The sequence below is a fragment of the Streptomyces sp. NPDC051561 genome (assembly GCF_044454195.1).
Lineage (GTDB): Bacteria > Actinomycetota > Actinomycetes > Streptomycetales > Streptomycetaceae > Streptomyces.
The window spans coordinates 1-13457 of sequence record NZ_JBITDM010000006.1 but is presented as its reverse complement, the minus strand read 5'-3'; the positions used below and the strand labels follow the sequence as shown (position 1 = coordinate 13457).

Below are 13457 nucleotides of genomic sequence, written 5' to 3'. Positions count from 1 at the left end.
TCCAGCACGGGATGTACAACTACCCCAATGAACACCGCACTTGAGTCCCTGCTCGATCTGCTCGACCTTGAGCAGATCGAGCAGGACATCTTCCGGGGCGTGAGCCGCTCGGCCATCGTCCCCCGCGTCTTCGGCGGCCAGGTCGCCGCACAGGCCCTGGTCGCCGCCGGGCGCACCGTCCCCGAGGACCGCCTCACCCACTCCCTGCACGCCTACTTCCTGCGTGCGGGCGACCCGGGGGCGCCGATCGTCTACACCGTCGACCGGATCCGCGACGGCCGCTCCTTCACCACCCGGCGGGTGGTCGCCGTCCAGCACGGCCAGCCGATCTTCCACCTCTCCGCCTCCTTCCAGAGTGACGAGGAGGGCATGGAGCACCAGGCCCCGATGCCAGGCTCCCCCGACCCGGAGACGCTGCCGACCGCCGCCGAGATCCTCCCCCGCTACGCGGACCGCTTTCTCGACCCCGGCACCGTCGACCGCCTCCTGGAGGCACGCGCCGCGATCGACCTCCGTTACGTCGACTCACCGCCGTACGCCACCGCGGGCGAACCCCGCGAGCCCCGCTCCCAGGTCTGGTTCCGCACCAACGGCAAACTCGCCGACGACCCCCTCCTGCACGTCTGCCTCGCCACCTATGTCTCCGACATGACCCTCCTCGACTCGGTGCTCCTCGCGCACGGCCGCGGCGGCTGGGCCACCGGCGACGTGGTCGGCGCCTCCCTCGACCACGCGATGTGGTTCCACCGCCCCTTCCGCGCGGACGAATGGCTGCTCTACGACCAGGAGTCGCCCTCCGCCTCCGGGGGGCGTGGCCTCGGCCAGGCCCGCATCTACACCCAGGACGGCCGCCTCGCGATCTCCGTCATCCAGGAGGGCGTCGTGCGCGTCCCTCACTGAGTGCGCGTCCCCCACTGACCACCACGACCACATACGGTCATTGCATGAGCAATGAGGACACAGGGGACGGCCAGGACAGCAGCGGGAGCATCGCGAGCGAAGGCGGCGAGAGCACCTTCACCGTCATCGTCGCGGCGGTGGCCAATCTCGGCATCGCCGTCGCGAAGGCCGTCGCGGGCGTGATCAGCGGTTCCAGCGCGATGCTGTCGGAGGCGGCGCACTCGCTGGCCGACACCGTCACCGAGCTCATGCTGCTGACCGCCCTCAAACGCAGCGAGAAACCGGCCGACGAGGACCACCCCCTGGGCTACGGCCCGGAACGCTACATCTGGGCGATGCTCGCCTCGGTCGCCACCTTCGTCGGCGGCGCCGTCTTCTCCCTGTACGACGGCATCCACACCCTCACCCACGGCGAGGAGCTCGGCAGCCCGCTCCTCTCCTACATCGTCCTCGCCATCGCCTTCCTGCTGGAGGGCTACTCCCTGCGCACCGGCATCAAGCAGGTCCGCGCGGAGGCCGCCCGCCTCGGCGCCCCGCTCGGCCGGTACTTCCGCCTCACCCCGGACACCGCCGTCAAGGCCGTCGTCATGGAGGACTCCGCCGCCCTGGTCGGACTGCTGCTGGCAGCGGGCGGTCTGCTCGGCGGCCAGCTCACCGGCTCCGGCGTCTGGGACGGCATCGCGTCCATCCTGATCGGACTGCTGCTGGCGTACGTCGCCTGGGTGCTGGGCCGCAGCAACGCCCAGCTCCTCATCGGCCGCCCCGTCCCCCCGGAGATGCGCGCCGGAATGCGGGAGGAGCTCCTCTCGGCGGACGAGTTCGGCGCCGTACTCGAACTGACCACCCTCATCCAGGGCCCCGCCGAAATCCTGGTCGCCGCGAAGATCGACCTCCGCGACGGCAAGACCACCGCCGAACAGATCGAGTGGGCCTGCGAGCGGGCCGAGCAGCGGCTGCGCGCCCGCTACCCGGCCGTGACCCGCGTCTACCTCGACCCCACCCCCGGGCGCGGTCAGCGCAGGCCGGCGGCGTCCAGCAAGTAGTCCGTCATCGGCTCGTAGAAGTACGGGTCGACCACGTGGTCGTCGAGCGGGATGGTGACCGCCATCGTCCCCTCGGCCTCCCCGAGGAAGAGCGCCGGGTCGTTGCAGTCCGCGTACCCGATCGAGTCGATCCCGCGCTGCCCCGCACACCCCGCCCACCCGTGATCCGCGAACACCAGATCCGGCAACGGCTCCCCGTTCCTCTCCAGCCCGTCCAGAATCGCCGTCATCGGCGCGGGCGAGTGCGTGTGCCACAGGCTCGCCCCCCGCTCGAACACAGCGACATCGGCGAACTGCACCACATACCCCTCGTCCGCCGTCAGCCCACCCGGAATCCGCACCACGTCGCACCCCGCCGCCCGCAGCGCTCTCGCGGTCTCCCCGTGCACATTGAGCAGCGCCCCGGGGTGCCCGGTCGCGAACAGCACCCGCTGCTTGTCCGCCACCGCCTTGCGCAACCGCGCCGCCGCCCGCTCCAGCCCGTCCACGGTCAGCTCGGGTTCGATCGTGTCCTGCCCGTGCCGGTGATCGGTGTCATCACTCACCCCACACCGCTCCGCCATCACGGCCAGCACATCCTGCTCGTCCGTCCACCGGTCCCCCAGCTCGATCCCGAGCCAGTAGTGCCGGTCGCCGTTGGCGAGCTTGCGATAGTGCGAGAGGTTGTTGTCACGCGGAGTGGCGACATCTCCCGCGATCCGGGTACGGACAAGGTGATCGACGAGTGCGGGGCGACTGAGTATCGGCATGGAGTCCATTCTGCCGGGCGCGCGCGGCGGCGCACCGAGGGTCTCCACTTGCTGGGCCATCCGGGCGTGGACCACGGGCGCTGGTACCCGAGCGCCTCATGGACGATCCCGGTCGCCAGGACCGTCCCGATCCACACCGCTCTCCGTCGCGGTGTGATCGGCGTGGACACCGACGCCGACGGCTCCTCCCGGCCGTCCGCGGGATGCAGCACGCCTCGACCTGAGGTTGAGACCACTCCTCCAGGGTGGCTGCGGCCGAGCAGTACCGGTGCCACCTGAAAGGACAAGGCGATGACCGACATGGCAAGCGAGCTGGACCCGCCGACACCGGCGGAGGTACCTGCGGAGGCGGCCCTGATGCCGCTGCTTATGGGGGGATTCGTCACTCAGGCCATCAGTGTGGTGGCGCGCCTCGGTGTGGCGGACGTGCTCGCCGGGGGACCTCGGCAGGTGGACGAGATCGCCGCCGAGGTCGACGCGCACGCTCTCAGCCTGTACCGGGTGCTGCGGGTCGTCGCGGACTTCGGAGTACTGACCGAACTGCCGGGCCGCCGCTTCGCCCTCACACCGCAGGGCGAACTGCTGCGCGGCGACCGCTCGCCCTCGCTGCGGGGGCTCGCGACGCACTTCGGCTCGCACTTCCACCGCGCGGCCTGGAGCCACCTCTTCGAGAGCGTGCGCTCGGGCGCTCCGGCATTCGACCTGGCCCACGGCGAGCCGCAGTTCGACTACTACCGCACCCACCCCGAGGAAGCGGCGGTCTTCGACGGCGCGATGACCTCCGTCGCCTCCACCATCTACGCCACCCTCGGTGCGTACGACTTCGGCAGGTTCGGCACGGTCGCCGACATCGGCGGCGGCAACGGCGCCTATCTGGCAGGCATCCTGTCGTCCCACCCGGGCCTTCGGGGCATTCTGCTCGACCTGCCGGACGTGGTCGGGCGCGCGCACCCGGTGCTGGCGCAGGCAGGCGTCGCGGACCGCTGCGAGGTGGTCGGCGGCTCCTTCTTCGAGAAGGTTCCCGCCGGGGCCGACGCGTACGTCCTGACAGCCGTCGTCCACGACTGGGACGACGACCGCTCGGTGGAGATCCTGCGCAATGTGCGGGCGGCGATGCCCGACCACGCCACCGTCCTCCTCGGCGAGCCCGTGGTCCCGGACGGGCCCGAGCCGTCCCTCGCCAAACTCCTCGACCTGGAGACGCTGGTCGGCACCACGGGTCGCCAGCGCACCCGGTCCGAGTTCCGGGAGCTGCTCGACCGCTCCGGTCTGCGCCTGACCCGGGTCATCGACAGTTCGGGCCCCGACAGCCTCGTGGAGGCCGTGGCCCGCTGATGACGGCGGCCCACGACGACCAGAGCGATCCCCGCGGGCATCAGAGCCATCCCCCGCACCCGTGAGGGCTGCTTTCCCCCCGCACCGTGAGGGCTACTTCGCGTCGGGCCCCAGCGCCCCGAACGCGCCGTGCGCCAGCCGCCTCAGCAGGGCTTCCGTAGCGCCCCGGCCCGGCAGTCCGGAGCCCAGGTGCGGGGTCGAGTTCAGCAGGCCGAAGACCGCGTGGACGGCCGCGCGGGCCTCGGACTCCGGGGTTGCGGGGTGCAGGTCGCGCACCGCTGTCACCCACAACTCGACGTACTGGCGCTGGAGTTGACGCACCCGGTGGCGGTCCGCGTCGCGCAGGCGGTCCAGTTCGCGGTCGTGGAGGGTGATCAGCGGGCGGTCGTCGAGGGCGAAGTCGATGTGGCCGTCGATCAGGGCGGCGAGGAGGGCGGCCGGGTCGCCGGGGGCGGCCGCGACGCGCTCCTGGCCGCCGGCGAGCAACCGCTCACTGATCCCGACCAGCAGCTCCGCCAGCATGGCGTCCTTGCCGGCGAAGTGGCGGTAGAGGCCGGGGCCGCTGATACCGACGGCGGCGCCTATCTCGTCGACGCCCACGCCGTGGAACCCGCGCTCGGCGAAGAGGCGGGCGGCCTCCTTGAGGATCTGCTCGCGGCGGGTGGGTGCGGCCACCCGGCCCGCCGCTCGGGCTGTCGGGGCCGCGGACGCGCTGGTGCTGCTCATGGGGAACATTCTAACCTGCGGGGTTAGCGGTCGTTAACTTGGAGGACACCTCCGCCGCGGTTCGTCGGAGTCCTCCGGAGCCACCCCCTGGACAGGTCCGTTAGCGCTCGTTAACCTCAGATCGAGAGTTAACGGTCACTAACCTGACGTCCGGCGGGCAAGGGAGCTCGACAGAATGCAGCAGGCACCGGTGCTCACCAGCACCGCGGATCCGTCGTCCCCGTCCTGGGCGGCCAACGAGGCCGCCCACCGGGAGCTCGCGGACGACCTCCGCAGCCGACTGGCCACCGCCCGGCTCGGCGGCGGCGAGAAGTCCCGGGCCCGGCACGTGGCGCGCGGGAAGCTCCTGCCACGGGACCGGGTGGACGCCCTTCTCGACCCGGGTTCACCCTTCCTTGAGCTGGCCCCGCTCGCGGCGAACGGGATGTACGACGACCAGGCCCCGGCCGCCGGAGTCATCGCCGGAATCGGGCGGGTCAGCGGCCGCGAGTGCGTGATCGTCGCCAATGACGCGACCGTCAAGGGCGGCACGTACTACCCGATGACGGTGAAGAAGCACCTGCGCGCGCAGGAGGTGGCGCTGGAGAACCGGCTGCCGTGCCTGTACCTGGTGGACTCGGGCGGCGCGTTCCTGCCGATGCAGGACGAGGTGTTCCCCGACCGCGAGCACTTCGGGCGGATCTTCTACAACCAGGCGCGGATGTCGGGTGCGGGGATCCCGCAGATCGCGGCGGTGCTGGGGTCGTGCACGGCGGGCGGTGCGTACGTCCCGGCGATGAGCGACGAAGCGGTGATCGTACGGAACCAGGGGACGATCTTCCTGGGCGGTCCGCCGCTGGTGAAGGCCGCCACCGGCGAAGTCGTGACGGCCGAGGAACTGGGCGGCGGCGAGGTCCACTCCCGTACGTCGGGGGTCACCGACCACCTCGCCGAGGACGACGCGCACGCGCTGCGGATCGTACGGAACATCGTCGCCACACTTCCCGAGCGTGCTCAACTCCCCTGGTCCGTACAGCCGGTTGACGAGCCCAAGGTCGACCCCGCCGGGCTCTACGGCGCCGTGCCCGTCGACTCCCGCACCCCCTACGACGTCCGCGAGGTGATCTCCCGCGTCGTCGACGGCTCCCGCTTCCAGGAGTTCAAGTCGGAGTACGGGCAGACGCTGATCACCGGCTTCGCACGCATCCACGGCCACCCGGTCGGCATCGTCGCCAACAACGGCATCCTCTTCTCCGAATCCGCCCAGAAGGGCGCCCACTTCATCGAGCTGTGCGACCAGCGCGGCATCCCCCTGGTGTTCCTCCAGAACATCTCGGGGTTCATGGTGGGGCGGGACTACGAGGCCGGCGGCATCGCCAAACACGGCGCGAAGATGGTGACGGCGGTGGCCTGCACCCGTGTGCCCAAGCTGACGGTCGTCGTCGGTGGTTCGTACGGCGCGGGCAACTACTCGATGTGCGGGCGGGCCTACTCGCCGCGCTTCCTGTGGATGTGGCCCAACGCCAAGATCTCCGTGATGGGCGGCGAGCAGGCCGCCTCGGTGCTGGCCACCGTCAAGCGCGACCAGATCGAAGGGCGCGGTGAGGAGTGGCCGGCCGAGGCCGAGGAGTCCTTCAAGGACCCGATCCGCGCCCAGTACGAGCAGCAGGGGAACGCGTACTACGCCTCCGCCCGCCTCTGGGACGACGGAGTGATCGACCCGCTCGAAACCCGTCAGGTCCTCGGACTTGCCCTGACCGCCTGTGCGAACGCCCCGCTCGCCGACCCCGCCTTCGGCGTCTTCCGGATGTGAGTGAAGAATGACCATGTTTGACACGGTTCTGGTCGCCAACCGCGGCGAGATCGCGGTCCGCGTCATCCGTACGCTGCGCGAGCTGGGCATCCGATCGGTGGCGGTCTTCAGCGACGCCGACGCGGACGCCCGGCATGTTCGCGAGGCGGATACGGCGGTACGTATCGGTCCTCCGGCGGCATCCGAGAGCTACCTCCGCGCCGACCGTCTGATCGAAGCGGCCCGGCGCACGGGCGCGCAGGCGATCCACCCGGGCTACGGATTCCTCGCCGAGAACGCCGAGTTCGCGCAGGCGTGCGCGGATGCGGGGATCGTCTTCATCGGGCCGCCCGCCGCCGCGATCTCGCTGATGGGCGACAAGATCCGGGCGAAGGAGACGGTGCAGGCGGCGGGGGTCCCGGTCGTCCCGGGGTCGAGCGGGAGTGGGCTGACGGATGGCCAACTCGCGGATGCGGCACGGGAGATCGGCATGCCGGTCCTGCTGAAGCCCTCCGCGGGCGGCGGCGGCAAGGGCATGCGGCTGGTGCGCGACGAGGCGGTCCTCGCCGACGAGATCGCCGCCGCCCGCCGCGAGGCCCGTTCCTCCTTCGGGGACGACACGCTTCTCGTGGAGCGGTGGATCGACCGCCCCCGCCACATCGAGATCCAGGTGCTGGCGGACGGCCACGGAAACGTCGTCCACCTCGGCGAGCGCGAGTGCTCCCTCCAGCGCCGCCACCAGAAGATCATCGAGGAGGCCCCCTCGGTCTTCCTCGACGAGGCGACCCGCGCCGCGATGGGCGAGGCGGCCTGCGAGGCGGCCCGGTCCTGCGGCTACTCGGGGGCCGGCACGATCGAGTTCATCGTGCCGGGCGCCGACCCGTCCTCGTACTACTTCATGGAGATGAACACCCGCCTCCAGGTGGAACACCCGGTCACCGAGCTGATCACCGGAATCGACCTGGTGGAGTGGCAGCTGCGGGTCGCCTCCGGGGCCGAACTCCCCTTCACCCAGGCGGACATCACCCTCACCGGGCACGCCGTCGAGGCCCGCGTCTGCGCCGAGGACCCCGCCCGGGGCTTCCTGCCGTCCGGCGGGACGATCCTGGCGCTCAACGAGCCGCAGGGGCACGGGGTCCGGACGGACTCGGGCCTCTCGGTCGGCACCGAGATCGGCAGCCTGTACGACCCGATGCTGTCCAAGGTCATCGCGTACGGCCCTGACCGCGAGACCGCCCTGCGTAAGCTGCGGGCGGCGCTGGCGGAGACGGTCACCCTGGGCGTGCAGACCAACGCGGGGTTCCTGCGCAGGCTGCTGGCGCATCCGGATGTGGTGTCCGGGGACCTGGACACCGGACTGGTCGAGCGCGAGGCGGACTCGCTGGTCGGGGAAGGCGTGCCGGAGGAGGTGTACGCGGCGGCGGGACTGCTGGCGCAGGCGGCGCTGGAAAGCCCGGGCGGCGGCGAGGGCTGGGCCGATCCGTTCGGGGCGCCGTCCGGGTGGCGGATGGGCGGTACGCCTGCGTGGACCGTCCACCACTTCCGGGTTCCGGGGCAGGAGCCGGTCGAGGTACGGGTCCGAGGGCGGGCGGCGGCTGCGGAAGTGCGCGTGGGGGACTCCCCCGCCGCTGGGAATTCAGCCCCTCCGGCGTTTGAGGAGGCCTCTCCGGCAGGAGTTTCGGGAAGGGGCGGGGTGGGGAAATACCTGCGCTCACGCCTCGCTTCCGGTGCACACCCGCAGGGCCGCCTCACCATGGAGGTCGGTGGCCTCACCCACACCCTCCACCACCACGGCGAATGGCTCGGGCGGGACGGTGACGCCTGGCACCTTCAGGCGTACGACCCCGTCGCCGCCACCCTCACCGGCTCCGCCCACTCCGGCGCCGACGCCCTGACCGCCCCCATGCCTGGCACCGTCACCGTCGTCAAGGTGGCCGTCGGCGACCACGTCACCGCAGGGCAGAGCCTGTTGGTGGTGGAGGCGATGAAGATGGAGCACGTCATCTCCACCCCGCACGCCGGCACAGTCACCGAGCTGGACGTCAAGGCGGGCGCCACCGTCGCGATGGACCAGGTCCTCGCCGTGGTCGCGCCCGAGGAAACCGCCGAGGTGGCGTCATGACCGACGGACTCCCCATGCCCGTGCCCGACCCCCAACTCCCCACCCGGGTGCGAATTTACGAGGTCGGCGCACGCGACGGACTCCAGAACGAGAAGGAGACCGTCCCCACCGAGGTCAAGGCGGAGTTCATCCACCGCCTCGCCGCGGCGGGCCTCACCACCGTCGAGGCGACCAGCTTCGTGCACCCCAAGTGGGTGCCCCAACTGGCAGATGCGGAAGCCCTGTTCACGCAGGTCGCCGGGATCGAAGGCGTACGCCTCCCCGTCCTCGTGCCGAACGCACGCGGACTCGACCGGGCGCTGGCCCTCGGCGCCCGTGACATCGCCGTCTTCGCCAGCGCCACCGAGTCCTTCGCCAAGGCCAACCTCAACCGGACCGTGGACGAGGCGCTGGCCGTGTTCGAGCCGGTGGTGGCCCGCGCGAAGGCGGAGGGCGCACAGGTCAGGGGCTACCTCTCGATGTGCTTCGGAGACCCCTGGGAGGGGCCGGTACCGGCCGCCCAGGTCGTGCGCGTCTGCCGCCGGCTGCTCGACATGGGCTGCGACGAACTCAGCCTCGGCGACACCATCGGGGTGGCCACCCCGGGTCAAGTCGCCTCCCTGCTTACCGACTTGAACACCGAGGGCATCCGGACCGACCGCCTCGGCGTGCACTTCCACGACACCTACGGCCAGGCCCTCTCCAACACCCTCGCCGCCCTGCGCCACGGCGTCACCACCGTCGACGCCTCCGCGGGCGGCCTCGGCGGCTGCCCGTACGCCAAGTCCGCCACCGGCAACCTCGCCACCGAGGACCTGGTGTGGATGCTGCACGGCCTCGGCATCGACACCGGTGTCGACCTGACGGCCCTCACCGCCACCAGCGTGTGGATGGCCGAACAGCTGGGCCGACCCAGCCCCTCCCGTACCGTCCGCGCCCTCTCCCACAAGGAATGACCGCCATGGACCACCGCCTCACCCCCGAGCACGAAGAACTCCGCCGCACCGTCGAGGCGTTCGCACACGATGTGGTCGCGCCGAAGATCGGCGACCTCTACGAGCGCCACGAATTCCCGTACGAGATCGTCCGCGAGATGGGCCGGATGGGCCTCTTCGGGCTGCCGTTCCCGGAGGAGTACGGGGGCATGGGCGGCGACTACCTCGCGCTCGGCATCGCCCTGGAGGAACTGGCGCGGGTGGACTCCTCGGTCGCCATCACCCTGGAGGCCGGGGTCTCGCTGGGCGCGATGCCGCTGTACCTGTTCGGGACCGAGGAGCAGAAGCGGGAGTGGCTGCCGCGGATGTGCGCGGGCGAGATCCTGGGCGCCTTCGGACTGACCGAGCCGGAGGGCGGCTCGGACGCGGGCGGCACCCGGACCACCGCCGTGCGGGACGGCGACGAGTGGGTGATCAACGGCTCGAAGTGCTTCATCACCAACTCCGGAACGGACATCACCGCGCTGGTCACGGTCACCGCGGTGACCGGCCGCAAGGAGGACGGCCGGCCGCTGATCTCGTCGATCATCGTGCCGTCGGGGACTCCCGGCTTCACGGTCGCCGCCCCGTACTCCAAGGTCGGCTGGAACTCCTCGGACACCCGTGAACTGTCCTTCTCGGACGTACGGGTGCCGGTGGCGAACCTGGTCGGGCAGGAGGGACGGGGTTACGCCCAGTTCCTGCGCATCCTCGACGAGGGGCGGATCGCGATCTCGGCGCTGGCGACCGGGCTGGCGCAGGGGTGTGTGGACGAGTCGGTGAAGTACGCCGGGGAGCGCCGGGCGTTCGGCAGGGCGATCGGCGAGAACCAGGCGATCCAGTTCAAGATCGCGGACATGGAGATGCGGGCGCACATGGCCCGGGTCGGTTGGCGGGACGCGGCGTCGCGGCTGGTGGCGGGCGAACCGTTCAAGAAGGAGGCGGCGATCGCCAAGCTGTACTCCTCGACGGTCGCGGTCGACAACGCGCGGGAGGCGACGCAGATCCACGGCGGGTACGGGTTCATGAACGAGTACCCGGTGGCCCGGATGTGGCGCGACTCCAAGATCCTGGAGATCGGCGAGGGCACCAGCGAGGTGCAGCGGATGCTGATCGCGCGGGAGCTGGGGATGGGCGGCTGAGCCGTCTCCGCCAGCTGTAGCTGTACGGCTGCATCCCGCCCGTACGGTCGCCTCGGCACCCGTACATCCATCTCCGCACCCGTACACCCCCCTGCGTACGGGCGGAAACCGGACACCTCTTTCAGGCCGATCGAAGGTTAGGCTACCCTTCCTCGAAAGTCCTGGAATTACGTGTTCCGGCTCAGCCGGGACACATCCGCCGGTTCCGCCCGTACGAAAGCAGACCCGCCATGTCCTCCCAGTCCCGCCTCACCCGCCCCACCCGTCGCGGCCTGCTCGCCGTCGGCGGCGCGCTCGGCGCCGGCGCCGCACTGGCCGCGTGCGGCGGCGAGAAGTCGTCGGGCGGCAAGGCGGAGAACGCTTCGGAGAAGTCCGGCCCCTGGTCGTTCACCGACGACCGCGGCACCAAGGTCGAGACGAAGTCCTTCCCCAAGAACATCGTCGCCTTCACCGGTACGGCCGCGGCCCTCTACGACTACGGCATCGAGGTCAAGGGCGTCTTCGGCCCGACCAAGACGAAGGACGGCAAGCCGGACGTCCAGGCCGGCGACATGGACATCTCCAAGCTGGAGATCATCGGCAATGTCTACGGCGAGTTCAACGTCGAGAAGTACGCCAAGCTCATCCCCGAGCTGCTGATCTCCAACATGTGGCAGAAGGACATCCTCTGGTACGTCCCGGAGAAGTCCGCCAAGAAGATCTACTCGCTGGCCCCGTCGGTCGCCCTCTGGGCCTCCAACACCAACATGGAGAAGGCCCTCCAGCGCCACGCCGAGCTGGCCGCGTCGCTGGGCGCCGACCTCAAGGCGAAGAAGACGGCCGACGCCAAGGCCCGCTTCGAGAAGGCGTCCGCGCGGCTGCGTGCGGCGGCCAAGGCCCACCCGGAGATCAAGGTGCTGATCGGCTCCGCGTCCGCCGAGCTCTTCTACGTCTCGCTGGCCAAGATGAGCGCCGACACCCTGTACTTCCAGGAGCTGGGCGTGAAGTTCATCGAGCCGAAGGTGGACGCGCAGGGCTTCTTCGAGGGGCTGAGCTGGGAGAACGTCGGCAAGTACAAGGCCGACGTGATCATGATGGACAACCGCTCGGCGGTACTCCAGCCCAAGGACCTCTCGGGCAAGCCGACTTGGGGTCAGCTGGCGGCGGTCAAGGCGGGCCAGGTCATCCCGCGCGTGACCGAGCCGATCTTCTCCTACGACAAGTGCGCGCCGATCCTTGAGGACCTGGCGAAGGCGATCGAGAGCGCGAAGAAGGTGGCCTGAGGCCCCCCACCGGGAGCGAGTACCGGTGACGCCCCCACGCCCCCACGCCCCACTCCCGATAACCCGCTGGGGCGGCGGTGCTGCTGCCCCACCCACTCCCGCTACCTCGCTGGGGCGCCGCCCGCCCCTTCACCCCCGCTAACCCGCTGGGGCGGCGGTGCCGCCCGCCCCTTCACCCCCGCTAACCCGCTGGGGCGGCGGTGCCGCCCGCCCCTTCACCCCCGCTAACCCGCTGGGGCGGCGGTGCCGCCCGCCCCTTCACCCCCGGTAGCCCGCTGGGGCGGCGGGGCCGCCCCCCGGGGGCGGAACGGGCGGGCAAGGGGGCGGCCCCCACGGAGTCGCACCCCACCCGCCCCGGCCCACCCCGGTGCCGGTCACCCCGACACCCCGGCCGCCCCACCCGCCCCGCCAGGAGGCCGCCATGTCCCAGGTCGACGCCCCGCCCGCACCCCCCTTCCGCCTCTTCGCGCTGGAGGTGCTGCGCACGCACCGGCTGAGCCCCTCCCTGCTGCGGGTCACCTTCGGTGGGGATCGCCGCGCCGGTGAGGATCTGGCCGGATTCGCCTCCGGCGGCCGGGACCAGTCCCTCTCCCTCTTCCTTCCGCACCCGGGCCAGGACGCCCCCGTCCTCCCGCCCGTGACGGACCCGGACTGGTTCACCTCGTACCGGACGATGGACGCCGGGCTGCGGGCCGTGATGCGCTCGTACACCGTCCGCGCACACCGCCCCGACGCCCGCGAGATCGACATCGACTTCGCCCTGCACCCGGACGGCGGCCCCGCCTGCCGCTGGGCCGAGGACGCGGCCCCCGGTCACCGCGTGAGCGTCCTCGGCCCTGCCGTCGCCGACAACACCGGGGTCCGCTTCCGGCCCGCCGACGACACCGACTGGGTACTGATCTGGGCCGACGAGACGGCCCTCCCGGCCGCCACCGCCGCCCTGGAACGGCTCCCGGCGGACCTCCCCGCCAAGATCTGGGTGAGCGTCCAGCACCCGGACGACGCAGCCGAGCTGAAGGCCTCCACCCACAAGGCCTCCACCCAGGCCGACGTCAGCTGCCTCCTGCCGGGCGACAAGGCCCCCGCCGACGCGATCGCCGCCGCCGGCCTTCCCACCGGCACCCCCTACGTCTGGATCGCCGGCGAGTCCTCCTCCGTCCGCGCCCTGCGCCGCCATTTCGTGAACGACCGCGGCTACGACAAGCGCCGCATCACCTTCACCGGCTACTGGCGCCAGGGCCTCAGCGAGGACGGCCTGCGCGAGGCCGCCGAAGAGGCGTAACGGAGCGGGGAGGGGGGGGGGGGGGGGGGGGGGGGGGGGCCCCCCCCCCCCCCCCCGCCCCCCCCCCCCCCCCCCCCCCCCGGCCGGGCGACTACTACATGCACGACTACCGCGACAGCGGGAACCCGTCCCGCCGCGAGGTGGTAGCCCGGCGCGAGAAGGCGGCCGCGAA

At 71.3% G+C, this 13457-nt stretch carries 11 protein-coding genes; 9 read left to right on the top strand and 2 right to left on the bottom strand.

Annotated features, from left to right (window positions below; genetic code table 11):
• Positions 1 to 27: 27 nt before the first annotated feature.
• Positions 28 to 900 carry an acyl-CoA thioesterase II gene (tesB, locus tag ACIA73_RS15850; protein ID WP_399439073.1) on the top strand — a complete coding sequence of 291 codons (873 nt, stop codon included), beginning with the start codon at positions 28 to 30 and terminating at the stop codon, positions 898 to 900.
• Positions 901 to 944: 44 nt separating this feature from the next.
• Positions 945 to 1943, top strand: a complete 999-nt coding sequence (locus ACIA73_RS15845; protein ID WP_399439072.1) for a cation diffusion facilitator family transporter — start codon at positions 945 to 947, stop codon at positions 1941 to 1943.
• Here the strand turns inward: ACIA73_RS15845 and ACIA73_RS15840 are convergent.
• Positions 1913 to 2692: a phosphatase gene (locus ACIA73_RS15840; RefSeq protein WP_399439071.1), complete on the bottom strand. Its 780-nt coding sequence runs from the start codon at positions 2690 to 2692 to the stop codon at positions 1913 to 1915. The two genes, ACIA73_RS15845 and ACIA73_RS15840, sit on opposite strands and share 31 nt — an antisense overlap.
• A gap of 291 nt (positions 2693 to 2983) precedes the next feature.
• On the opposite strand from ACIA73_RS15840, the gene ACIA73_RS15835 reads away from it, so the two are divergent.
• Positions 2984 to 4027 (top strand): methyltransferase, encoded by a 1044-nt coding sequence (locus ACIA73_RS15835; RefSeq protein WP_399439070.1) that lies wholly within the window; start codon positions 2984 to 2986, stop codon positions 4025 to 4027.
• Between the two features lie 93 nt (positions 4028 to 4120).
• On the opposite strand, the gene ACIA73_RS15830 is transcribed toward ACIA73_RS15835, so the two are convergent.
• On the bottom strand, positions 4121 to 4753 hold the full coding sequence (locus tag ACIA73_RS15830; protein ID WP_399439069.1) for a TetR/AcrR family transcriptional regulator: 633 nt from the start codon (positions 4751 to 4753) through the stop codon (positions 4121 to 4123).
• Between the two features lie 175 nt (positions 4754 to 4928).
• Here ACIA73_RS15830 and ACIA73_RS15825 point away from each other — a divergent pair, with 175 nt between their 5' ends.
• The 6 genes from ACIA73_RS15825 to ACIA73_RS15800 all read left to right on the top strand — a co-directional run bounded on the left by ACIA73_RS15825 (position 4929) and on the right by ACIA73_RS15800 (position 13285).
• Positions 4929 to 6545 (top strand): carboxyl transferase domain-containing protein, encoded by a 1617-nt coding sequence (locus tag ACIA73_RS15825; RefSeq protein WP_399439068.1) that lies wholly within the window; start codon positions 4929 to 4931, stop codon positions 6543 to 6545.
• Positions 6546 to 6558: 13 nt separating this feature from the next.
• On the top strand, positions 6559 to 8646 hold the full coding sequence (locus ACIA73_RS15820; RefSeq protein ID WP_399439067.1) for an acetyl-CoA carboxylase biotin carboxylase subunit: 2088 nt from the start codon (positions 6559 to 6561) through the stop codon (positions 8644 to 8646).
• Entirely contained in the window at positions 8643 to 9581 is a 939-nt protein-coding gene (locus tag ACIA73_RS15815; RefSeq protein ID WP_399439066.1) for a hydroxymethylglutaryl-CoA lyase, read from the top strand. The genes ACIA73_RS15820 and ACIA73_RS15815 overlap by 4 nt, the downstream gene beginning before the upstream one ends.
• Positions 9578 to 10741, top strand: a complete 1164-nt coding sequence (locus ACIA73_RS15810) for an acyl-CoA dehydrogenase family protein (RefSeq protein WP_399439065.1) — start codon at positions 9578 to 9580, stop codon at positions 10739 to 10741. Before ACIA73_RS15815 ends, ACIA73_RS15810 begins: the two co-directional genes overlap by 4 nt.
• Before the next feature lie 230 nt (positions 10742 to 10971).
• The gene (locus ACIA73_RS15805) at positions 10972 to 12003 is read left to right on the top strand and encodes an ABC transporter substrate-binding protein (RefSeq protein ID WP_399439064.1); all 1032 of its coding nucleotides are present in this window, start codon (positions 10972 to 10974) and stop codon (positions 12001 to 12003) included.
• Positions 12004 to 12424: 421 nt separating this feature from the next.
• Positions 12425 to 13285 carry a siderophore-interacting protein gene (locus tag ACIA73_RS15800; RefSeq protein ID WP_399439063.1) on the top strand — a complete coding sequence of 287 codons (861 nt, stop codon included), beginning with the start codon at positions 12425 to 12427 and terminating at the stop codon, positions 13283 to 13285.
• Positions 13286 to 13457 lie beyond the last annotated feature (172 nt).